Raw genomic sequence first — 21,450 nt, 5'->3', positions numbered from 1 at the left:
CCGCTCCTCAGTTGTCGTCCGCCGCGTTCACGTGCACCGGTGCGCGCCACAGCCCGACGATCGCGTCGATGAGCCCCTCGCCGGCGACCGGCCAGCTCGACCGCGACCGCGGCCCGTGCTCGGCCAGCGCTGCCTCGTGTTCGGCGCAGGTGTGCATCAGCATGTTGCGGACCATCGAGATGCGCTCGGAGCGCACCCGCTTGGGGAGCTCAGGAAGGCAGCGGTTGATGCCGTCGATCGTCCGCACCAGCAGCGGCGACGTCAGCGCGTCCTTGGTGACGACGTGGCGATAGGTCGGGTCGGCCAGCGCCTGGGCGGCGAACCGGGCATACCAGCTGGGGGTGCCCAGCGCGGCCAGGTGATCGGTGAGGGGGCGCACCAGCGCGCCCACCCAGTCCCGGAGCTCGGTCGATTCGCCGATGTCGGCCAGCATCTGCGCGCGCAGCTCCTCGATCGGCTCGCGGTGCTTGCTTTCGATCGCCCGGAGCAGGTCGGTCCTGGTCCCGAAGTGGTAGCACGCCGCGGCGTTGTTGCCCTGGCCGGCCGCCTCGCTGATCTGCCGATTGGACACGGCATACATGCCGCGCTCGGCGAGCAGCACCTCCGCTGCCGACAAGATCGCCTCGCGGGTGCCCGTCGACCTGCCGGAGCGGGCCATCCTCTGGGCGCTCATCGCCCCAGTGAACACCGCGCCCCACGTTAAATCAAGCAATTTATTTAACGCCGCGCCCCCGAGATCCGACAACGCGCCGAGCCTGAAGTTTTGCAGGCCTGCACTCGTACTTCTCCTGCGGATTTACCGGCTCGGCGATTGTCGGTCACGGCGTAGTTTCCCGGGCCGGAATACAGTACGCGTGTGAATCCGCTGCAGCGGGTGGCGCGAAACCCGACGGCATACCGGTGGCTGATCCTGCGGGGGCGAGCGGCCGCCCAGGGGGCCGAAGCCTTCCTCCGGTTCGCCACCAACGGGCGCATCGGCGTCCTGGACCTGACCGGCGTGCCCAACATCCAGGTGACCACCTCGGGGCGCAAGACGGGCCTGGCCCGCACGGCGACCGTGCAGTGCGTCCCCGACGGCGATTCGCTGATCGTGGTCGGGTCCAACTGGGGCCTCGCCCGGCACCCGTCGTGGTCGGCGAATCTCAAAGCGGCGCAACGGGTCACGGTGCGCAGGCGCGGGCACCGTTTCGTCGCGAAGGTGCGGCTGCTCAGCGGCGAGGAGCGCGCCGAGGCATGGGCCCGGGTGGTCGCGCACTGGCCGAATTATCAGATCGCCCAAGACCGCGCCGGCGGGCGCCAGTTCCGCCTGTTTCTGCTCACGCCGACCGGCTGACCGGCTCTCAGTTCGACCAGGGGTAGGCAAACAATGGCCCGGTGAGTGCGGACGCGAGCAGCGACAACACCGCGACGATGATCATGAGCCAGATTGCGTGGGCGAGGAGCCTAAACGCGGCCTTCAGATCGTCATTCCGGCCACCTACTTCGCCCCGGATGACGGTGCTCAGCCGATCCAGATCGCCGGGAGTCAGGAACACCCTCTCCTGACCGATTGCCATCAAATACCTGCGGGAGCCATTGGCCCGATCGAGGCGAACGAGGTGTAGCTGATCGCCGTCACTGTCGCGCAGGCCGATGAGGCTGGTTAGTTCCGGTTGTCTCACGGTGCACCCCCTCGTTGGAGTTCCGTGGTTGGGTTGGGACTGTCCTGTGAACTTCTTGACCATATCCGCCGCGGCAACCGCGCACAATCCCCTGCGCTGCAAGGGATCTGCATCGTTCCGATACAACCGATGTCATCGCCTACCAGTCCGCAAAAAGTCACCTGCCTGGGCGGCAGGATTATGTCACCGCTAAACCGGCCCTCGCCTGCTGAAGGTGGGCCCGTTGATGCCGGCGCCGCGGCGGGCCCACCGTCAGCGCGGCGCGAGCGCGTCGAAGATCAACTTCCCGTACATCGCCATGCGGTCCGAACCGAGAACGCCCGGCCCCATCTTGTTCATGACGTAGGAGACGGTGGCCTTCCGGTCGGGCCACATCAACACCATCGAGCCGCCCCACCCGCCCCAGAAGCAGATCTTCTCGTCGGGAACGTAGGGGAGCGCGTCCTTTTGGGGAAGGCCGTACCCGAGGCCCCACCGCAGCGGCGATGGCAGCACGAGATCGACGCCGCTGGCGTGCTCTTCGAAGATCAGCTCGACGGTCTCGGGCTTGAGCAGCCGAACCCCACGGGCCTTGCCGCCCAACGAAATCACCGACAGGATCGCAGCCAGCGACCGTGCGTTGCCGTGACCGTTCAGGGCGCCCATGTCGGCATCGCGCCAGGCCGGCGTGTTGGCGGCCTCGGCGTTGGGCGGCGGCCCGCTGAAGGTCTTGCGCATCGGGCTGTCCTCGGGGAGCGCCTCGAGTGGCAGCTCGAGGGGCGGCGGCGGAACGATCTCGGCGATCCGGTCGTAATCGGCTCGCACCGCACCGATTTGGAAGTCTGCGCCCAGCGGGCCGGCGATTTCGTCGCGGACGAACTCCTTGAGTGACTGCCCCGCGACGCGGCGGATCAGTTCACCGATGAGATGGCCCTGGTTATGGGCGTGATACCCCGAGGCGGTTCCTGGCTCCCACCACGGCGCCTGGGCCGCCAGGGCCGCGGTGGCCTTCTCCCAGTCGTACATGTCCTCGGTGGTGAAAGGCAGGTCCCAGCCGGACACGCCTGACGTGTGCGACAGGATGTGGCGAACCTCGATGTCGCGCTTGCCGTTTGCCGCGAATTCCGGCCAGTACTCGGCCACCGGTGCGGTCGGTTCGATCAGGCCGCGGTCGATGAGCATCAGGGCGGCCAGGCTGGTGACCGTCTTGGTGGAGCTCCACACGTTGACGATGGTGTCCTCGGCCCAGGGGATCGTGCGTGCGGCGTCGGCGAAGCCGCCCCAGATGTCGACGACGGTTTCCCCGTCGATGTCGATGGCGATGCACGCGCCGACTTCTTCTCCGCAGGAGATGTTGTCGGCCAGCGCGGCCCCGACCTTGTCGAACGCGTCGTCGCAGTGTCCGTGAATGACGCTCGTCACCACCAACGGAACATATGTGACGGTGCAGCCGCGGGCAAGGGTGCTAACCAGCGGGCGCGCTGGTGATGTGCGAGAGCAGGTCCCGCGCCACCCCGGCGGCCGGTGTACGCCCGCCCACCCAGACGGCCCGCAGTTGGCGTCGCAGGTTCAACTCCGGCACCTCCACCGTGCGGAGCCGTCCGATCGCCAGGTCGTCGGCGACGGCCAGCCGGCTCATCACGGCGGGTCCGGCGCCCGCCACGACGGCGGCGCGCACCGCGGCGGCGGAGGACAGTTCGAGGACCGGGTCAGCCTGTGGCGTCGAGTCGCCCAGCGCGTGGCGCAGCGCCGTGGTCAACGAGTCGCGCGTCCCCGATCCGGGTTCGCGGGTCACCAGGGGAGTCTGACTCAGTTCCGCGGCGGTGACAGGTCGCTGGCGTTGCGCCCATTTGTGGTCCGCGGGCACGATCAGCACCAGGTCGTCGTGCCCGACCACCCGGCTGCGCAGACCTTTTGGCGGGTATGGGGTTTCGATGAATCCGAGATCGGCTTTGCCCTCGCGCACGGAGGCGATCACCTGGTCGCTGTTGGTGGCGGTCATGATGACCTCCGGCGGCGCGGCGCCCAGCCGGCTCGCCGCGACCTGTAGCGATACCAGCCAGCGCGGCATGAGCTGTTCGGCGATCGTGAGGCTGGCCGCCACTTTGGCGCGCCTGCGCCTTTCGGATCGCAGTGACGCCAACCCCGCATCGACGTACTGGGCGACGTCGAGCAGCCGATCCGCCCACTCGGCGACGACGACTCCGGCGGGCGTCAGCCGCGACCCGCGCGGGGTGCGCACGACGAGCGCGATGCCGGTTTGCGCCTCGATCGACGCCAGCCGCGCCGAAATGGCCTGCTGTGTCAGCCCGAATTCCCGGCCGGCGGCGGCCAGGCTGCCGGTCCGGGCGATCGCTGTGAAGATCTCGAATGCGGACAGGTCGGGCATGTGGGTGCTGAGCGGCATGGCGATCCTCCGGGGGCACAAGGCGGCGTTGTGAGATCCGCACCGGTCACAAGTAAAGCTTGTGACCCCACAAAATTCATCCCCCTGGTCGCGGCGGCTGAACTCCGAAACGATTGCTTACATGACAGCGAGCGCCATCGCCCCGGCCACGGCGCTGTGGGGCAAGCGCGACGACATGATCGTGCGTGGACGCCTGCCGTACAACGCCGAACCGCCACCCGCGGTACTGGCCGGCAGCGACATCACCCCGACCGACGCGTTCTACGCCCGCAACCACGGCCCGTTCCCCGATATCGCGCCGCAGCAATGGCAGCTGGCGGTCGACGGGCTGGTGACAAGACCGCTCACCCTGACGTATGAGCAGCTCACGACCGAATTCGATCAGCACGATGTGGTGGCCACCCTGGCCTGCGCGGGCAATCGCCGCGCCGAGATGCTGCGGGTGCGGCCGATCCCGGGCAAGGATCCGTGGGCGCACGGGGCGATCTCGACGGCCGAGTGGCGCGGTGTCCGGCTGGCGGACGTCCTCGCGGCCGCCGGGGCGCGCCAGGGCCACGGGCTGCACGTGGCTTTCCAAGCGCCGGACGTCGCCGCAGAAGCTCGGCCCGTCCAGCGCTACGGCGGCTCTATCCCCCTCGGTAAGGCGATGGCGCCGGAGGTTCTGCTGGCGTGGCAGATGAACTCCGAACCGCTGCCACGCGCCCACGGCGGTCCGGTCCGGGTGGTGGTGCCCGGATACATCGGGGCGCGCAGCGTCAAATGGGTCACGGCCGTCACCGTGCAACAGGGTCCGTCGGACAACTACTTCCAGGCGCACGACTACCGCATCCTGCCCTCAGACGGCGACCCCGACGCCGCGGCCGCGGGGGAGGGCATCGCGTTGTCGTCGTTGGCGCTGAACTGCGACATTCTCGAACCCACCGAGGGCGATCGGGTGTCCCGGGGCCCGTTGACCATCCGCGGCTATGGAATCGCCGGCGACGGCCGCAGCCTCGAACGCGTCGACGTGTCCCTCGACGACGGACTCACCTGGCGCCAGGCCGACCTGCATCGCGCGGTCAGCAAGTGGTCGTGGCGGCCGTGGTCGCTGGTCGTCGACGTCGCGCCCGGGCCGCTGCACATCACCGCCCGCGCCTGGGACGACACCGGCGCGACGCAGCCGGAGTCGGCGGCCTCGCTGTGGAACCCGCGCGGGTACGCCAACAATGCGTGGGCGCGCGTCGCACTCAGCGTGGGCTGAGAACCGCGGCGATCGCGAGGGCGCCGGAGCGGGGCGAAGCGGGGCGCCGCATGGGTGCCGCGGCTAAGTCCCGTTGGACTTCTTCAGCCGTGCTATCTCGCCGCCCCACACCGATTGGGCGCCCGCGTCGCCCGTGCGGTAGATCTGAATGGTCGACGAGATTCCCACGGCGAGAACGATTATCGCGACAACGAGATGAGCGACCACTCGGCGCTTGTCGGATCGGCGTTCGACCACGCGCAGCACCACGAGCCCGACCGCGACCACCAGCATGGCGGCGGCGAAATAGACCATGGTGCTGCCCCGCTCGGCATGCTCCTGCAGGATGGGACTCGGCTTTTTCCTGAGGTCATAGAGCCATTCTCCGGCGTTGACGGTGATGGGCGTGATCACCATCGTCGCGGTGGCCAGCGCCAGCGTGAGCCACATCAGCTGGCCCCGCCGGGCCGCCCGCCAAAGGCCGCACACGATTTCGAGCACGGCGGTCAGAGGGACCAGCACCACCACTAGATGCAGCCATAGGGCATGAGCCGGCAGGCCGCTGACGACGTCCATGCGTCAGCCGCCGAGCCCCTTCTTCACGGCATCGTCTTGCTTCTGGGCCACGTCGGTGACGAAGTCCTGCGGGGGGAGCGAGTCGACCGGGCCGTCGAATTCGAGGGTGACGAACGCCTTGCCCTCGGTGAACAGCAGAACCAAGACGCCCTTGGAGTTGTCGGGCGAGTTCCCGGACACGGTCGTTCCGCCCGTTCCGACGTTGAACGGTTGCGTCGCCGGATTCTTGATGATGCCGCCCTGCGCGCCCTTGGCCGCGTTCAGCGCGTTCGTCGCGGCGCCGGGATCCGCGAGCACCTGGATCGTGTCCTTGATGACGTGGCTGTTGTCGTCGGTGCTGAAGGTAATGGCGGCGCCGGGCTGCCCATTCGGGTTGTTGGTCGGGGGGCCGGCGTTGAACTGGATCGGCGCGTTGATATCGGTCGCCTTGATCAGCAGCCCCGTGTAGTCGGCTGCCGGTGCCGCGGGACTGGGCGCCGCGCTGCCGGTCGTCGACGCCGGGCCGGACGCGCCCGGCTTCGACGTCGATGACGTGGTGGTCCCCGACTTGTTGCCGCAACCGGCCACCGCCACCGTCAGCGCCGCGGCCAGCGCAACGCCGGCGACCATCGTCTGAAACGTCCGAGAAACCCTCATCGCATCCCGCTCCTTCCAGGCTGATTCTGGCGACACAGTCGACCCGTTCCCGAATCGCACAGTACATCGCCGGGTGTCACCGAAGGTCCTGCCGGGGCGGGCCGGTAGCCAGCGACCTACTCCAGCCGGTCGCGCAGGCAGCGCAGGGTGTGGGCCAGGATGCGAGAGACTTGCATCTGCGATACGCCGATCCGCTCGGCGATCTGGCTTTGGGTCATCGATTCGAAGAACCGCATGTGCAGCACCTGACGTTCCCGCTCGGGGAGTGCGCCGACGATGGCACGCACGGCTTCGCGGTTGGTGATGTGCTCGATTTGCGGGTCGACGCCACCGACCGCGTCGGCCACCAGGCGGGGCTTGCCCGAGCCGTCGGCGCCAAGGGGCGCATCCAGGGAGTCGAGCCGGTAGGCATCGCCGGCGACGAGGCATTCGATGATTTCCTCGCGCGGGACCTCCAGCACGGCAGACAGCTCACCGGCGGTGGGCGCTCGCCCCAGCTTTTGCGCCAAATCGCTCGTGGTGCGGCTGATTTGGACGTGCAGTTCGCGCAGGCGTCGCGGCACTCGCATGCCCCAGCTGTAGTCGCGGAAGTACCGCCGAACCTCGCCCATCATGGTGGGCACCGCGAACCCGATGAAGCTGGGCCCCTTGTCCGGGTCGAAGCGGTTGATGGCGTTCATCAGCCCGAGACGCGCAACCTGGGTCAGGTCGTCGAGACCTTCCCCGCGCCGGGCGAAGTGGCTGGCCACGTGGTCCGCCAGCGGTAGGCACCGAGCGACGATCCGTTCGCGCTGCCGGCCGTACTCGTGGGATTCCGCGGGCAACCGGCGCAGCACCACGAACATCTCGACAACATCGTCGTAGGAATCGTCCGTCTGGGTTCTGGCTGGTCGAGTTGGTCGGGCGGGCGTCGCTACGCCGGTCATCGGCTAGTCGACGCGAAAAGATTTGTACGGGAAGGGATTTGCATTATTGGCCCACTTTCTGGGTCGTGTGCAGCGAGGCATCGCAGGATATGCGCACAGTCGCCTCCGCTACACCTGTATCCGCCCCGGAGAAGTCGGTGATCAGCGCACGCAGCAACAACGAGGGGTGACCGGAGTGTTTTCCGCCGGAGCCACGCCATACTCAGCAGCAGTGCGGCTGACTGACCGCTTTTAGCTAAACGGCGACCTGTCCAGAAACGGACTTCACTAAGGACTATACGCCCCGTCGGGCGCACCTGCGATCGCGCTCAGCTCAGCCCGCCTGGGAGCGAATTGTCGTTCATGTTTGGAAGTTCGCTGATCGCCGCTGTAAGACGCCTTGGCGCTGGGTGGCCGGGTGCGGGCAATCGCGGCGGGATAGCCCGGACGCGCCTCAGTTGCGGGCTTCTCATTCCCCGCGCGCCTGGGTACTGTTCGGCACATGTTTGCGACGCCCGCGCACGAACTATTGATCGCCAGCGAGAAGGTCGCTCGCACAGGGCATTCGGAGGATTGCGAAGCGCGCGCCGATGGCTGATCCGATGCTGGACGGGCGCGGCGTGGTGGTGTCGGGCGGGAGTCGCGGCATCGGACGCGCGGTCACCGAACTGCTGTGCGACCTGGGCGCCGGCGTGGTGGTCAACGGGCGCGACGCCGACGCCGTGGCGGAGACCGCCGCCGCGATATCGGACACCGGGGGACGCGTCACCCCGGTGGTCGGGGCCGCGGACGACGAGCGCACCGCGACCGCGCTCGTCGACGCGTGCGTGGGCACGTACGGGCGGCTGGACGCGCTGATCAATTGCGCCGGGATCGCCGAGCCCGCGGGTTCGTCGATCCTGAACATCTCGCCGGAGGAATTCGACCGCCTGATCAGCGGGCACCTGGGTACCGCATTTCACACGTGCCGGGTCGCGGCCCGCGTGATGGCGGCGCAGGGGCACGGTTCGATCGTCAACACCAGCTCGGTGGCGTTTCTCGGGGACTACGGCGGCACGGGTTACCCGGCGGGCAAGGGTGCCGTCAACGCGCTGACCATGGCCATCGCGGCGGAATTGAAACCCCACGGCGTGCGGGCCAACGTGGTGTGCCCCGGCGCCCGAACGCGGCTGTCCACCGGTACCCAGTACGAAGAGCACATCGCGGACCTGCACCGCCGCGGGCTGCTCGACGAGGTGACGATGCGAGCCTCGCTCGACAGCGCCCCGGCCGCGTTTGTGGCCCCGCTCTATGCCTATCTCGCCGGCGACTTGTCGCGCGGCGTGACGGGCCAGATCTTCGTGGCCGCGGGCGGATTCGTCGGCAGCTTTGACCGGCCGACGCCGCGGGTGCTCGCCTACCGCGATCACCACGACGCCGAACCGTGGTCGGTCGAGGAACTGCACAAGATGGTCGGCAGGCCGGCGAGCTGACCGGATTCGTTGAACCGGTAGGCGCGCTGGCACGTATCCAATGAAGTGACGAGCCCCCTGCGGATACTTGTCATCGGCGCCGGCGTGAGCGGGATTTCCGTCTCGCGCGCACTGCTGCGCGATGGCCACGACGTCACGGTCTTCGACCAGCGCAAAGACACCAGTGCCGGCGGCGGCGCGGTGACCACCTGGTCCCACGGCGAGGCGGTGCTGCGGCAACTGGGCGTCGACATGGACGGGGCCGGTCAACTGCTTTCCCGGGTGCGGGTGCTGACCTCCCGGGGACACCAGCTGGCGAGCCTGGACGTGGACGCGGTGGTCGACCGGCTGGGTGCGCCGGTGCGGATGGTTCCGCGCCGCGTCCTGCTGGAACGGCTGTTGGACGGCTTCCCGACCGATCGCATCCGCTGCAACTCCCGCGCGGCGCGGGTCGTGACGGATACCGACGGCGTCCACGTCGAATTCGAAGACGGCACCGAGGCCCGTGGCGACCTGGTCATCGGCGCCGACGGCCTGCATTCCGTCGTGCGCGATGTCGTCGGTGCCCCCGCCGCCGAACCGACGGGCTGGTGCAGCTGGCAGGGGCTCGTCAGCCTTCCCGGCATCGTCGACAAGCGCGTGGCGATGATCGTCATCGGCGAGCGCGGCAACACCGGCGTTTGGCCGGCCGGGGGCCGCGATGTCCAGTGGTGGTTCGACCTGCCCTGGTCCCACGACTTCGTCAGGCCGCGCCGCCCGATCGACGTGATCCGGTCGAATTTCTCCGGCTGGTCCGACACCGTCGACCTTGTCCTGCGAACGCTGACCGACGCGGACCTGGCCGGCTCGCCCTACCCGCACTTTCGGCACCCGACGCTTCGCCCGCTGGGCGCCGGTCCGGTGACGCTGCTGGGCGACGCCGCCCACACCATGCCGCCCACGCTCGCGCAGGGAACCAATCAGGCGCTGCTGGACACCATGGTGTTGCGCAGGGAGCTGTCCGGTGTCCGGGTCGACAGCGGGCCCGGGGATCTCGCCAAGGAAATCGCCGCCGCGCTGCGCCGGTACGAGAAGGCCCGGCGCCGCCGGGTCGGCGCCGTGTCCCGGGTCGCGTCGCTACAGGTGGCCCACGGCGAGTCGGTGTTGTGGCCGGCCACGATGATCCCCGACCGGGTACACACCTGGATGCTGACCACGTTTCTGCGGTGCACGAGTCATCGCCGGCTGTCCGCGGCGATCGATCGCCGCCTCGGGACGGCAATGCCGATCGCGTCGGGCCGCCGATGAACGGGCCGGCGGCGGTGCCAGGCGACGACGGTCCGGTGCGGGTGCGCGGGGATCTGGAGACACCCTCGCGCTGGCTCTGGCTCGTCAAGTGGTGCGTGCTGGCCGTCCCGCACTACCCGATACTGATCCTGCTCTATCTGGTGTATCCGCTGCTCACGATCGTCGCCGGGGTGGCGATCCTGTTCACCGGGCGCTACCCCCGCCCGATATTCGACTTCAACGTCGGGGTGCTGCGGTGGTCGTGGCGGGTCATGAATTACCGCTTCCCGATGAACAGCACGGACAAGTACCCGCCCTTCACGCTGGCGTCGCGGCCCGACTATCCCGGTGACCTGATCGTCGACTACCCCGAGCGCCTCACCAATTGGGCGGTGCTGGTGAAGTGGTGGCTGCTGGGGCTCCCGCAGATAGTGCTGTGCTGGGCGATGGAGCCGCTCCTGCAGGTGCTTTGCGTCATCAACGCGGCGTGGTTGCTGTGCAAGGGGTCCACGCATCGCGGCATGTTCGACCTGCTCATGGGGATCGTTCGGTGGCGTTACCGGGTGGCGGCGTATGTATCGTTGATGAGTGACGAATACCCGCCGTTCCGGCTGGATCTAGGTGGCAGATAACGCGCGGAAATCCTTTGTTCCCATACATATATCGGTTCGGTCAGCCGATTTTCGACCGGCTCTTCTACAACCGATATCGCCGAGCGGCGATCGCACACGCAACCGGCCGGCTGCTGATGGTCGGCCTGGGGCCGGGGACCGATTTGAAGTTCGTGCCGCCAGGCGTGACGTCGGTCGCCGCGGTGGAGCCGGCGGCCGCGTTCCGGCGGATGGCGTCGCGGGTGGCCGATCGCCACGGCATCGCCGTTGACATCGTGGACGGCGCGGGCGAGTCGATTCCCTTCCCGGACAACAGTTTTGATTCGGTCCACGTCGGGCTGGTGCTGTGCTCGGTCGACGACGTGGCGGCGACGCTGGCGGAGATCCGGCGGGTGCTGGTCCCGCGGGGCAGGTTGGTGGTGCTCGAGCATGTCCGCGGCGACGGGGTGACGGGCCGGTTCCAGGATCTGGTCGCGGGGCCATGGTCGTGGTTTGCCGCCGGCTGCCACCCGAACCGCCGAACGGTGGACGCGATTGCCGCGGCCGGCTTCGACACCTCGGGGCTGCGCCGCATCCGGACTCCGGTGCCGTTCCCGTGCAAGCCGCATCTGCAGGGCTTCGCCACCTTGGTCGAGGGCAACGCTTGAAATTCGCGGAAGTGGTTGGGATAGCCGAACTTTCCCCAGGTTCGCGGCGGAGGCCACCAGCGCCTCGCGAATTGATCGCTCATTCGTCTGTCGGCTGGGTCACCGAGTTGTAGGCTGGCCTGATCAAGCCCGGTGAGCCGTGCGGCGTCCGGGACTGTGCCCTAACGGTGGCGGCCCATCGAGCAACCTCACCTGACGCCATCAGGTGATCGATTTGCAGCATCGGGCGACAGGGGCCAGCACATGTCATTTGTCATCGCGGCGCCGGACATCGTGACAGCGGCGGCGACGGATCTGGAAAGCATCGGGTCAACGATCAGCGCGGCCAGCTTCGCGGCGGCGGCCCCGACGACCGCTTTGCTGCCCGCCGCCGGGGATGAAGTGTCGGCGGCGGTTGCGGCGTTATTTGCCTCGCAGGGCAAGGCATTTCAGGCGCTGAGTGCGCGGGCAGCCGCGTTTCATCAGGAATTTGTGCGGGCGTTGGCCGCCGCCGCGGGCGCATATGCGAGCGCCGAGGGCGCCGCCGTGTTGCAGTTGCAGGGCGGCGTCGGCGGGGTTGTCTCGCAAGCATTTTCCGGCGGCTACGCGGCTCTACTGGCGCCGGCCGCGGGCACCGGGCTCGCGTCGATCGCCGGCCCCTACCAAACGCTGATCGGCAACACGGCCGCAAACTTGCAGACACTCGGGGGCGCCATAGCCGCCGATCCGGCGCCGTTCCTGCGCCAGTTCCTCAACAACCAAATCGCCTATGCGCGGACGATCGCGGCCGGCGTCGAATACGTACTGCAGAACCTTCCCGCGGTGTTGGCGAGCCTCCCAGCGAACATCCAGGCGGCCATTCAGGCGCTGCTGGCCTTCGACCCCGCCCCCCTTGTGCAGCAGATCATCGCGAACCAATTGGCCTACGCCCAGATCATCGCGACGTCCCTGCAGAACGCTGCCCGTGACTTCGTCGTCGGCCTGGAGCAATTGCCGGCGGCCTTCCAATCCGCCGTGCAGGCCCTGATGGCGGGCGACGTCAGCGGCGCGGTAAGCGACATTGTCCAGGGCTTCGTGGGTCTGTTTGTCACCGGCGCGGACATCACCGAAACCGGCGATGTCCTGGTGCCCCCCGGGCTTGCCATCTCCATCACGCCGGCGGGCAGTTTGGGGGACCTGTTACCGATCCTCACCATTCCGGGGATGGTGGCTCAGAATTTCACCAACCTGCTGCCACCCGGCACCATTCCGGCACAGGTTTCGCAGAACTTCACCAACGTGATCAATACGCTCACGGACACGTCCGTCAACGCAACCGCGCTTCTCGGGCTCGGGACCGGCGGTCTCAGTGCCACTCTTACGACGGATATCGGATTGCCGGCGGCGCTTCTCATCGACGCCGTGGGCGCGCCGGTAAACGCGTTCGGCGCGTTATCGGCAAGCGCATCGCAATTCGTCGGCGAGTTGCAAACCGGCAACCTGACCGGCGCGATCGGCACACTCATCGATGCGCCGGCCGTCGTGACCGACGCCTTCCTCAACGGGGAGACGAGCCTTCCGGTGTCAATTCCCCTGCCGACGTTCAGCACAAATCTCGGCCCCGGCCCCCTGTTGGGCACCGTCACGTTCGCGAACGGCACCGCCGACTTCAACATTCCGCTGGATGGACTTCTCGTACCGCCGACCCCGATAACCGGGACGATAACCGGGGTCGCGACCGGCACTGGTGTCGCGGGCATTGCTGCCGCGATTCTCGTCAACAGCCAGCTCCCTCTGGCCGTTACCGTCCTGGGCACGCCCACCAGCGGGCTTGCTACCGCCCTGCTGGTCTTCGCGCCCAAGCAACTCGCGCTGGCAATCACACCCGCCGCATAGGGTGCCGAACCCGGTGCAAGCCGTATCCGGAGCGACATTGAACTAACCGCGCCCCTGTTTCGTGTAGTCCTAGACGCTGCGTGTTGTCGGTGATGACTGCGCCGGCACATTGTCGCGGCCCTCAGGGAAGGGACTGTGGTCATGAATTTCTCGGTATTGCCACCGGAGATCAATTCGGCGCGAATGTTCTCGGGCGCGGGTTCCGGGCCGATGTTGGAAGCGGCGGCGGCCTGGGATGGTTTGGCCTCCGAGTTGGGGTCGGCGGCGTCGTCGTTTTCCTCGGTCACGTCGGGCCTGACCCAGCAGGCGTGGCAGGGTCCGGCGGCGGCGGCGATGACGGCCGCGGCGGCCCCGTACAGCCGGTGGTTGAGCGAGGCCGCGAGCCAGGCGACGGGCGCGGCCGGGCAGGCCCGGGCGGTGGCCGGAGCGTTCGAGTCGGCCGTGGCGGCCACGGTGCATCCGTTGCAGGTGGCGGCGAACCGGAACGGGTTCGTGCAGTTGGTGATGTCGAACCTCTTCGGCCAGAACGCGCCGGCGATTGCGGCCGCTGAGGCCGAGTACGAGCAGATGTGGGCGCAGGACGTGTCCGCGATGGTCGGCTATCACTCCGGCGCCTCGGCCGCCGGCGCGGCGCTGGCGCCATTGCATAACCTGGCCACCCAGCTCGCGTCGGCGCTGGGCCTTAGCCCTGTCACCAACCCCGTCGCCGGCGACCCGGATTTCATGCGGCAGGTCACGAATTTCGGGGGCTTGTTCTCAACGACGTCTGAGGCCGATCCCGACGACAACCACTTTGTCGCGACCAACATCTCGAGCCCACTCTTCACGGCCTCGGTGACCTCTGGGAGAGAAACCACGTTGGGCTTGGGTGCGCCCGGGCAGACGATTCTGACGTTCCAGAGTCCGGTTGCCCCGTTCTTGAACAGTTCTTTCGCGCTTCCGGTCACGGATCCGCTGGCGCCGGTGTTCACCGCGCTTCTTCCGCTCGGCTTCTGATCGTCCGCGGGCATCGGAGGGGAGTGCCCGCGAACTAAGGACCGGCTACTCGACGCTGACGGCGTCGATGATGTTGAGCCGTGCCGCGCGCCGCGCCGGCGGGACCGAGCCGAGCAGGCTGATCGCCAGCGCGCCGAGCGTGAACGCGCCCGCCATCCAGCTGGGCCGGAAGGTGACCTGGAAGTTCATCATGTCACCGCTGACCAGGCTGAACAGCCATTGGTCGGCCAACCCGAACACCAGCCCCAGCGCGCCGCCGACGACGCCGATGCCGGTCGCCTCGGCCAGCACCATCCGCAGCGTGAACCGCCGGCTGGATCCCATCGCGCGCAGCACGCCGAGTTCGCGGCGCCGTTCCAGCACCGAGAGCGTCAGCGTGTTGAGCAGCGCGACCGCGGCCACCAACACGACGATGATCCATACGGCGTTCGCGATGAACATGCTCTGGTGCATCGGGGCCTGAAGCCCGGCCAGCTTCGTGCGACCGTCGTACACGTAGTTCGGCCCGGGCACCGCTCGGCGCACGTCGGCGAGGAGGCGGCCGGCGTCGGCGCCGGGAGCAGCGGCGATCTCCAACGTGGTCGTGATGGGGCGGTCGAACCACCCGCGCAGTTGGTCGATGCCCATCCCGACCGTGCCGATGACCGTCGAGAAGTACGGCACCAGGGCTAGCACCGTTGTCTGCCGCACGCCGTGCGGTGTCTGCATCCGCAATTGCCCGCCGGCGTGAACGTGCAGCGTCGTGCCGAGGTTCTGCGAGAGCACCACGCCCCGGCCGGCGAGCACCTGGTCGCGGATCCGCGGGTCGAGCGCGCGGTACAGCGGATCGGCCGTACCGGCGGAGAAGCCGTCGAGCATTACCCGGGTGCCGCCGACTTCGGCGAACCCGAGCGCGCCCTCGGTGACGTGCCGGACGCCCGGCAAGGCGGCCACCTTCTCCGAAAGGCCTTGCGGCAGAGCATCTGTGGGGTAGCTGTCGGGGGAGTTCGCGCTCACCCAGACCGGGACGCCGGCGACCGGCGCGAAGATGCCCCGAGCCGAACGGATCATGTCGGCGTTGGTGCCCGTGATGGTGACGGTGGTGACCACCGCGATGAGCACCGTCATCACCGTCGCCCACACCCGTCGCGGCGCCCGCTCGATGGTCGCAGCCGCAAGCGCCCCGACGGAGCCGAACCCCCGTGCCGCCGCGGCGGTGGCGTTGACGATGGGCGCGCTGAGCGCGAACCCAAGCGCTATCTCGGCGGAGAACACCGCCGCCATCGCGACGAACGCGAGGACGCCCCGCTGGTCGACGACGACGGCGATGGAGACGGCGAAGACCACGAGGGCGCCAATCCCGCTCGCGATGCGAAGCCATCGCGGCACGCGGTCCGCGGCCGAAACCCCGACGGGCGCCAGCGCCTCGATAGGTGCGACCTTGTACACCTGACGCGCGGCCATCGCCGACGCCACGACGCTGGTAAGGGCGGTCGCCGCGACGGCGGCCGGTATTGCGTAGCCGGGCAGCCAGTATTCGATGCGGGCCTCCAGTCCCTGCGTCATGGCCGGTGGCAGTCGACCAATCGCGATGCGGCCCAAGAGAATCCCGAGGGACGAGCCGAGCGCCCCGCCGATGATCCCGAGGATCGCGGCCTCCGCGAGCATGTCGCGGACGATGGTGGCCCGACGGCCGCCGATTGCGCGCAGCATCGAAATGACCGGCCGCCGTTGGCTGATCGCCATGGTCATGGTCGTGTAGATCAGGAAGGCGCCGACCATCAGGGCGACCATCGCGCCCATCAGGGCCATGTAGTTCATCAGCTTGACGCCGTCGCCGGCGCGGGTGGCCCGCATGCTGGGGTCGGCGACGATGGCTCGGCCGTTCACGGCGGTGGTGATCGCGGCGCGGACCTTAGCAAGATCGGCGCCGGGTTTGGTGGTGATCAGGATGGAGTCGAGCTGGCCGTCGCGGCCGGTGATGTTCTGCGCCAAGGCAAGTGGGGCAAGGACGTAGTGCCCGCCGTTGAGCGCGGCGACGTGCTTGCCCGCGAGGACCTCGCCGACGGTCACCGACCGGGACCCCAGTTGGAACGTGTCCCCCTTGGCGCGGCCGACACCCGGTCCGACACGAACCGCGTCCGCCGGGCCCCTTGGGCCGGACGGGTTTCCCAGCGCTCCCGGCGACCCGCCTTTCAACGCGTCCTTGAGGGCGCCGCCCAGGGCGGCCAGGCGCTCGTCGGCGCCGAACAACAGGACCGGGCCCGACGATGTGGACGCCGTCGTCCGGATCATCGGCGCCGCGGTCGCGACCCCGGGCACCGCGGCGACGTCGGCGGCGATCGTTTCGGGGAAGCCCGCGTCGGTGATGCCCGACACCTCCAACGCGGCGATCCCCGCGATGCCGTCGGCGAGGCGATTGACCGATCCGCTGATCGAGCCGAAGATGCCGAACACCGCGACCAGATACATTGCGGACACCGCCATTACGGCGACGGAAGCGCTGGTGCGCCGGCGATGTACCGCGAGTTCGCGCAGGCTGAACAGGCGCAGCCGGCTCGCCGCGGCGGCGATCCCCGACGCCGGCGTCACACCATGACCCCCGCGCGCTGATCGGCGCCGACGCGGCCGTCCTGCAGCGTGATGACCCGGTCCGTCGCGGCCGCGGCCTCCGAGTTGTGGGTCACCATCACCACCAGCCGGCCGCGGCCCGGTTCGTGGGCCACCTCGCCGAGCAGCGACAGGATCGACCCGCCCGTTGCGGAGTCGAGGTTCCCGGTCGGTTCGTCGGCGAGGATCAGCGGGGGATCCATCATCAACGCGCGCGCGACGGCGACCCGCTGCATCTGGCCGCCGGACAGCTCCGCGGGCCGGTGCTCGGTCCGGTTGCCGAGGCCGACGCGCTCCAACAGCCGTATCGCGTCCGGTTTGGCCTTGCCGAGCCGCACGCCGTCGAGCAGCTTCGGCACCGCGACGTTCTCCCACGCCGACAGCGTCGGCAGAAGGTTGAAGAACTGAAATATGAAGCCGACGCGATGGTGGCGAAACTCCGACTGCTGCTCGTCGCTGAGGCGGCCGATCTCGTCGCCGTCGAATTCGATCGACCCCGAATCGGGGGAGTCCAGGGCGCCCAGCAGATGCAGCAGGGTGCTCTTGCCGGCGCCCGACGGCCCGACGACCGAAATGAAGTGCCCGCCCTCCAGGCGCAGGCTGATCTCGTCGAGGGCGCGCACGGATTGACCGCCCACCCGGTATTCGCGCACCACGTCGCGCAGCTCGATGGTCAGCACCCGTGGAAACATGATCCTCCCGCGCTCACGCCGCACCCCAATAGCGCCGGTACTTCAGATAACGAGCTCCATACGGGTTCGGTTCATCCGGGGATCACCGTCTTTGGGCGGTCGGCCGCTAAGACGCACAAGCCGATCTGGGGCCGCCACCGTCGAGGGGCTTCGGTTGCTGCTTGGCACTGATGAATTCGCTGATCAGATCCGCGGCGAGTTCGGCCCCGTCGCGCTCACGGATCTGCGCCCCGAGCCGGGCGGCGGCCCGTCGGTAGCTCGGGTCCGTCAGCACCGTCTGGATTGCCGCCCGGATGCGGTCCGGTCGGGCGTGTTTTCTCAGCAGCAGACCGGCGCCGACGTCGCGAACCGCCGCGCCGACGCGTCGCTGGTCGATCAGGGTGTTTGCCGGCATCACGATCACGGGGACGCCGAAGGACAAGGCGCGCATCGTGGTGCTGTGACCACCGTGTCCGACCACCAGCGATGCGGTGGCGAGGACCTCGTCGTGGTCAAGCCAGGCATGCAGCGATGCGTTGTCGGGAACGCGCAACCCCGCCGCGTCAATCCCCGGCCCGACCGTGACCGTCGCTTGCACCGGCAACGGGCCGACCGCGTCGAGGATGTTCTGCAGCATGCGTCGCTGACCGGCGAACGCGCAGGTGCTCAGGCTGACGAGAACACGCGGGATCGGCTGCACCGCAGCCGCTTTCGGAACACCCTGCCACGCGACCCCGGTGTGGTGAACGGGCGGAGCGCCGCGCACGGGGTCGAGGTCGGCCCGTGCCGTGACGATCTGCAGCGCGTCGCTTCGCTCCGCACCCAGCGGCGGGGTGCCCCTTAGCCGTTGCAACCACCCGATCGGGCTCGAGGCCAGGTCCTGCATGCCACGGTAAAAGCAATGCACGCACACGACGGTCGGGATGTCGGCCTTCAGCGCCTCGGAAATCCCGGCCGTCAGGATGACGTCGACAACGATCGCGGAGGCGCCCTGCCGCCGTGCGACATCCACCGCACACCGGCCGAGTTCGCGGTCCATCGCGGTCTTGGCGAAGTCGGCCATCATGGCGAACAACGACCGCCTGACCCTCGGATCGAAATGGTGTCCGGTGCCGAACGATTCGAAGGCAAAACCAGCCGCCTCGACCTGTGCGCGCACCCCCTCATGGCCGAGGAAGGACACCCGCGCGCCGCGACCTCGCAGCGCACGAGCGATCGCCAACTGCGGAGGCATGTTTCCGCCGCCGTCCACCGCAACGAACAAGATCCTCACGGCGACCTCCCCTCGATCGCGCTCCGCGGCGCCGCGGTGGCCGCCGCCAAAATCGCCTCGGTCATCAGCTGCATCCGGTCGTGGACCTCGTCGACCGACAAACCCCGGTCGAGGCGGAGCAGCTTCCACGCGTAGACGTCGGTCGCTACTACCAAGGCGTCGATCAGGCGGCAACGGTCTTCGCGCTCCCGTGGCAGGCATGCCTCGAAAACCTCTTCCACCCACGCACGATGCGCGACCCGGCCGGCGTCGCACATGTGTTGTGCGCGCGGATCTTCGTCCTCCTCGGCGAGCACGCCCAGAATCATGGGGCCGCGACGCTCGTAGTGAACGATCAGTGCCGCCAGCGACGCGTCCCGATCGCCCGGCAGCGCCGACCGCTCCGCGACCGCCTCCCCGAACACCCGTGACCACGCGGCCTCGATGAGCGCCTCCCGGCTGCCGAAGTGCCGCAGGATCGTCTTCACCGTGACGCCGGCCCGCTCGGCGACGGGACCCAGAGTGACGGAGAACGAACGCTCGGCCGTGAAGGTGTCGATGGCCGCGTTGATGACGGCTTCGCGCGTGGCAGCTTTCGCTTCCCCCCGCGCCCGCATCTCGTACTGCCGCTTTTTCATGTCCATCCGAATGTACGCCAATTATGGTTTTGGTGTCCACGGCGATGGACATAAAAAATCGGGTCGGTGACACCGTTCGCTAGCCGTCGGCGCGGCCGTCGCCGGGCTACGCTGTCCTCCGAACCGGAGGAGGGTCTGAAGACAATGCAACCGAACCCGCTCGACCCAGTCGCCAGCGAACGGCTGTCGCACGCAGGCAAGGTGTTCACGACCGATCTGTCGATCAACGAATTCGCCCTGCTGCACGGCGCGGGGTTCGAACCGATCGAGCTGGTGATGGGCGTGTCGGTCTATCACGTGGGCTATCAGTTCACCGGCATCAGGCAGCAGTCCGAGCTGCCGGTGCTCACCGAGGCGACGTACCGCGCACGCTGGAATGCGATGTCGCGGATGCAGGCCGAGGCCGATTCGCTGGGCGCGGACGGCGTGGTGGGCGTTCGCCTGGACTGGCGCCATCAGGGGGAGGGCGAGCACCTCGAGTTCATCGCGGTCGGCACGGCAGTGCGCTACACCGCGAAGCCCGGCGCATTTCGGCGCCCCAACGGGCAGGCCTTCACCAGCCACCTTTCCGGCCAGGACCTGACCACGCTGCTGCGGTCCGGATTCGCCCCGGTCGCGTTCGTGATGGGCAACTGCGTGTTTCACGTTGCGGTGCAAGGGTTTATGCAGATGCTGAAGCAGGCGGGACGCAACGCCGAGATGCCGCAGTGGACGCAGGGCAGCTACCAATCCCGGGAGCTGGCGATGTCGCGGATGCAGAGCGAGGCCGAGCGCGACGGCGCGAACGGCATTGTCGGGGTCCATTTCGCCATCTCGAACTACGCGTGGGGACATCACACGGTGGAGTTCTACGTGGCGGGGACGGCGGTGCGTCGCAGCGGCGAGCCGCAGACCCTGACGCCGTCGTTCGTCCTGCCGCTGAGTGACTGATGACGGGCCTCGATCAGGAGCGGGTCAGCCACGCCATCGGGACGGCCTTATCCGGCCCCGGCGGCGTCGCCCTGGTCGTCAAGGTGTTCGGCGCCGTTCCCGGCGTGCTCGTCACGCCGGCGCGGCGGGGCGTGTTCCGGTCGCAGCCCGAGCGTGTTCAGATCGGTGACTGGCGCTACGAAGTGACCCCTGACGGCCGGCTCCGCGCCGCCCATGTGGTCGGTGGCGTGGCCATTGCCGAGGACGTCCTCGCCGCCGCCGCCGTCGGTCCGCACATCGCGCGGGCGCTCGCGCACCTGGTGAGCGGGTACGGCCCGACGATCATCCCCAACATCGACGCGGCGCTCGAAGCCCTCGACACGGGGGGCGGTCCCCGCTTCTGAGTCTCGGCGGGCCGATGACTTTGGGGCCCGGCGGCGGTCTACACCGGCGTCATCCCCGCCGTGAATTGGAGGCGTACATGTCCGAAGGTGCCATCCGCGACGGCCTCTGGTCGGCGGCCCACGCGGAACGCGCCGCGCTCGCCGACGATCTCGCCGGGCTCGACGACGCGCAATGGGCGCAACCATCGCTGTGTGGGCGGTGGGTCATCGAGGAGGTGGTAGCCCACCTCACGGCCGCCGCGAGCACCGGCCCGCTGCGCTGGTTCGCCAGTGCCCTGGGCGCTCGATTCGACTTCGACCTGCACAACGAGCGGCGGCTGGCCCAGCACAGAGGGGCGACACCCGCCGAGACACTCGCGCGGTTCCGGCGCGTCATCACCAGCACCACCGCGCCACTAGGACCGACCGCCGCATGGCTGGGGGAGGTGGTCGTGCACGCCCAAGACATCCGGCGGCCCCTCGGGCTCGAGCGCACGCCGCCGGTGGACGTCGTCGCCCCGGTGGCGGAGTTCTATGCGCGACGGGACTTTGCGGTACGCAGCCGCAGCGCCATCGAGGGTCTGCGGCTGGAGGCGACCGACGGTTCCTTCGCGACCGGCGCCGGCCCGCTGGTCACCGGGACGACGCTCGCGTTGACGATGGCGATGGCCGGGCGCCGGGCCTATTGCGATGACCTGACCGGCCCGGGCGTCCCGACGCTGCGCGCCCGATGCGCTTCCGGCTGACTTTTCATTCGCCTTGGGTTCGGGTGTGCCGCAAGCGGTTCCGGCCGGTGCGGG

Annotated in this window: 21 protein-coding genes and 1 pseudogene; 11 read left to right on the top strand and 11 right to left on the bottom strand. The window is 68.6% G+C overall.

The window, feature by feature from the left end:
• Positions 1–7: 7 nt before the first annotated feature.
• Positions 8–688 carry a TetR family transcriptional regulator gene (locus A9X00_RS23790; RefSeq protein WP_067158995.1) on the bottom strand — a complete coding sequence of 227 codons (681 nt, stop codon included), beginning with the start codon at positions 686–688 and terminating at the stop codon, positions 8–10.
• 168 nt (positions 689–856) lie between these two features.
• Here A9X00_RS23790 and A9X00_RS23785 point away from each other — a divergent pair, with 168 nt between their 5' ends.
• Positions 857–1,333 carry a nitroreductase family deazaflavin-dependent oxidoreductase gene (locus A9X00_RS23785; protein WP_067158993.1) on the top strand — a complete coding sequence of 159 codons (477 nt, stop codon included), beginning with the start codon at positions 857–859 and terminating at the stop codon, positions 1,331–1,333.
• 7 nt (positions 1,334–1,340) lie between these two features.
• On the opposite strand, the gene A9X00_RS23780 is transcribed toward A9X00_RS23785, so the two are convergent.
• The 3 genes from A9X00_RS23780 to A9X00_RS23770 all read right to left on the bottom strand — a co-directional run bounded on the left by A9X00_RS23780 (position 1,341) and on the right by A9X00_RS23770 (position 4,047).
• Positions 1,341–1,661, bottom strand: coding sequence for a hypothetical protein (locus tag A9X00_RS23780; protein ID WP_156772258.1), 321 nt, complete (start codon positions 1,659–1,661; stop codon positions 1,341–1,343).
• A gap of 252 nt (positions 1,662–1,913) precedes the next feature.
• Complete coding sequence (locus A9X00_RS23775) at positions 1,914–3,062, bottom strand: serine hydrolase (protein WP_067159056.1); 1,149 nt, start codon at positions 3,060–3,062, stop codon at positions 1,914–1,916.
• A 43-nt stretch (positions 3,063–3,105) separates the two neighbouring features.
• Positions 3,106–4,047, bottom strand: a complete 942-nt coding sequence (locus tag A9X00_RS23770; RefSeq protein WP_067158989.1) for a LysR family transcriptional regulator — start codon at positions 4,045–4,047, stop codon at positions 3,106–3,108.
• A 121-nt stretch (positions 4,048–4,168) separates the two neighbouring features.
• Here A9X00_RS23770 and A9X00_RS23765 point away from each other — a divergent pair, with 121 nt between their 5' ends.
• Positions 4,169–5,287: a sulfite oxidase gene (locus A9X00_RS23765; RefSeq protein ID WP_082975466.1), complete on the top strand. Its 1,119-nt coding sequence runs from the start codon at positions 4,169–4,171 to the stop codon at positions 5,285–5,287.
• A gap of 63 nt (positions 5,288–5,350) precedes the next feature.
• Here A9X00_RS23765 and A9X00_RS23760 read toward each other — a convergent pair whose 3' ends face one another.
• From A9X00_RS23760 to A9X00_RS23750, 3 genes are all read right to left on the bottom strand, one after another.
• Positions 5,351–5,842 (bottom strand): DUF2231 domain-containing protein, encoded by a 492-nt coding sequence (locus A9X00_RS23760; RefSeq protein WP_067158983.1) that lies wholly within the window; start codon positions 5,840–5,842, stop codon positions 5,351–5,353.
• 3 nt (positions 5,843–5,845) lie between these two features.
• Positions 5,846–6,451: a hypothetical protein gene (locus A9X00_RS23755; RefSeq protein ID WP_197515248.1), complete on the bottom strand. Its 606-nt coding sequence runs from the start codon at positions 6,449–6,451 to the stop codon at positions 5,846–5,848.
• Between the two features lie 143 nt (positions 6,452–6,594).
• Positions 6,595–7,404, bottom strand: a complete 810-nt coding sequence (locus tag A9X00_RS23750) for a SigB/SigF/SigG family RNA polymerase sigma factor (protein ID WP_067158977.1) — start codon at positions 7,402–7,404, stop codon at positions 6,595–6,597.
• A gap of 569 nt (positions 7,405–7,973) precedes the next feature.
• On the opposite strand from A9X00_RS23750, the gene A9X00_RS23745 reads away from it, so the two are divergent.
• From A9X00_RS23745 to A9X00_RS32130, 6 genes and pseudogenes are all read left to right on the top strand, one after another.
• Entirely contained in the window at positions 7,974–8,855 is an 882-nt protein-coding gene (locus A9X00_RS23745; RefSeq protein ID WP_067158974.1) for an SDR family NAD(P)-dependent oxidoreductase, read from the top strand.
• Between the two features lie 45 nt (positions 8,856–8,900).
• Entirely contained in the window at positions 8,901–10,121 is a 1,221-nt protein-coding gene (locus tag A9X00_RS23740; protein ID WP_232006915.1) for an NAD(P)/FAD-dependent oxidoreductase, read from the top strand.
• Positions 10,122–10,162: 41 nt separating this feature from the next.
• Positions 10,163–10,732 carry a DUF4389 domain-containing protein gene (locus A9X00_RS23735; protein ID WP_067159046.1) on the top strand — a complete coding sequence of 190 codons (570 nt, stop codon included), beginning with the start codon at positions 10,163–10,165 and terminating at the stop codon, positions 10,730–10,732.
• Positions 10,729–11,358 carry a class I SAM-dependent methyltransferase gene (locus A9X00_RS23730; RefSeq protein ID WP_067158973.1) on the top strand — a complete coding sequence of 210 codons (630 nt, stop codon included), beginning with the start codon at positions 10,729–10,731 and terminating at the stop codon, positions 11,356–11,358. The genes A9X00_RS23735 and A9X00_RS23730 overlap by 4 nt, the downstream gene beginning before the upstream one ends.
• 243 nt (positions 11,359–11,601) lie before the next feature.
• A complete protein-coding gene (locus tag A9X00_RS32595) occupies positions 11,602–13,212 on the top strand; it encodes a PE family protein (protein WP_067158970.1) in 1,611 nt (536 codons plus the stop codon).
• A gap of 141 nt (positions 13,213–13,353) precedes the next feature.
• Positions 13,354–13,858, top strand: a pseudogene (locus tag A9X00_RS32130) (PPE family protein); the annotation flags it as partial.
• 395 nt (positions 13,859–14,253) lie between these two features.
• On the opposite strand, the gene A9X00_RS23715 reads toward A9X00_RS32130, so the two are convergent.
• The 4 genes from A9X00_RS23715 to A9X00_RS23700 form a co-directional block, all read right to left on the bottom strand.
• Positions 14,254–16,779, bottom strand: a complete 2,526-nt coding sequence (locus tag A9X00_RS23715; protein ID WP_067158964.1) for an FtsX-like permease family protein — start codon at positions 16,777–16,779, stop codon at positions 14,254–14,256.
• Entirely contained in the window at positions 16,776–17,474 is a 699-nt protein-coding gene (locus A9X00_RS23710) for an ABC transporter ATP-binding protein (RefSeq protein WP_067159043.1), read from the bottom strand. Before A9X00_RS23710 ends, A9X00_RS23715 begins: the two co-directional genes overlap by 4 nt.
• A 121-nt stretch (positions 17,475–17,595) precedes the next feature.
• Positions 17,596–18,741 (bottom strand): glycosyltransferase, encoded by a 1,146-nt coding sequence (locus A9X00_RS23705; protein WP_082975465.1) that lies wholly within the window; start codon positions 18,739–18,741, stop codon positions 17,596–17,598.
• Positions 18,738–19,358 carry a TetR/AcrR family transcriptional regulator gene (locus A9X00_RS23700; protein WP_197515247.1) on the bottom strand — a complete coding sequence of 207 codons (621 nt, stop codon included), beginning with the start codon at positions 19,356–19,358 and terminating at the stop codon, positions 18,738–18,740. Before A9X00_RS23700 ends, A9X00_RS23705 begins: the two co-directional genes overlap by 4 nt.
• Before the next feature lie 144 nt (positions 19,359–19,502).
• Between A9X00_RS23700 and A9X00_RS23695 the strand changes: the two genes are divergently transcribed.
• The 3 genes from A9X00_RS23695 to A9X00_RS23685 all read left to right on the top strand — a co-directional run bounded on the left by A9X00_RS23695 (position 19,503) and on the right by A9X00_RS23685 (position 21,396).
• Positions 19,503–20,288 (top strand): heavy metal-binding domain-containing protein, encoded by a 786-nt coding sequence (locus A9X00_RS23695; RefSeq protein ID WP_067158961.1) that lies wholly within the window; start codon positions 19,503–19,505, stop codon positions 20,286–20,288.
• Entirely contained in the window at positions 20,288–20,671 is a 384-nt protein-coding gene (locus A9X00_RS23690) for a DUF5073 family protein (RefSeq protein ID WP_067158959.1), read from the top strand. The genes A9X00_RS23695 and A9X00_RS23690 overlap by 1 nt, the downstream gene beginning before the upstream one ends.
• Positions 20,672–20,748: 77 nt before the next feature.
• Positions 20,749–21,396, top strand: a complete 648-nt coding sequence (locus A9X00_RS23685; protein WP_067158957.1) for a maleylpyruvate isomerase family mycothiol-dependent enzyme — start codon at positions 20,749–20,751, stop codon at positions 21,394–21,396.
• Positions 21,397–21,450: the final 54 nt, after the last annotated feature.

The organism is Mycobacterium sp. 1245805.9, assembly GCF_001672915.1.
Lineage (GTDB): Bacteria > Actinomycetota > Actinomycetes > Mycobacteriales > Mycobacteriaceae > Mycobacterium.
This window is presented reverse-complemented; position numbering and strand designations above follow the sequence as displayed.

What these genes read in the sequence shown, in the direction of transcription:
- A9X00_RS23745 (WP_067158974.1), top strand. Translation starts at nt 7,974, where the DNA reads ATGGCTGATCCGATGCTGGACGGGCGCGGCGTGGTGGTGTCGGGCGGG.
- A9X00_RS23700 (WP_197515247.1), bottom strand. Translation starts at nt 19,358, where the DNA reads ATGAAAAAGCGGCAGTACGAGATGCGGGCGCGGGGGGAAGCGAAAGCT.
- A9X00_RS23755 (WP_197515248.1), bottom strand. Translation starts at nt 6,451, where the DNA reads ATGGTCGCCGGCGTTGCGCTGGCCGCGGCGCTGACGGTGGCGGTGGCC.
- A9X00_RS23750 (WP_067158977.1), bottom strand. Translation starts at nt 7,404, where the DNA reads ATGACCGGCGTAGCGACGCCCGCCCGACCAACTCGACCAGCCAGAACC.
- A9X00_RS23765 (WP_082975466.1), top strand. Translation starts at nt 4,169, where the DNA reads ATGACAGCGAGCGCCATCGCCCCGGCCACGGCGCTGTGGGGCAAGCGC.
- A9X00_RS32595 (WP_067158970.1), top strand. Translation starts at nt 11,602, where the DNA reads ATGTCATTTGTCATCGCGGCGCCGGACATCGTGACAGCGGCGGCGACG.
- A9X00_RS23695 (WP_067158961.1), top strand. Translation starts at nt 19,503, where the DNA reads ATGCAACCGAACCCGCTCGACCCAGTCGCCAGCGAACGGCTGTCGCAC.
- A9X00_RS23690 (WP_067158959.1), top strand. Translation starts at nt 20,288, where the DNA reads ATGACGGGCCTCGATCAGGAGCGGGTCAGCCACGCCATCGGGACGGCC.
- A9X00_RS23770 (WP_067158989.1), bottom strand. Translation starts at nt 4,047, where the DNA reads ATGCCGCTCAGCACCCACATGCCCGACCTGTCCGCATTCGAGATCTTC.
- A9X00_RS23685 (WP_067158957.1), top strand. Translation starts at nt 20,749, where the DNA reads ATGTCCGAAGGTGCCATCCGCGACGGCCTCTGGTCGGCGGCCCACGCG.
- A9X00_RS23760 (WP_067158983.1), bottom strand. Translation starts at nt 5,842, where the DNA reads ATGGACGTCGTCAGCGGCCTGCCGGCTCATGCCCTATGGCTGCATCTA.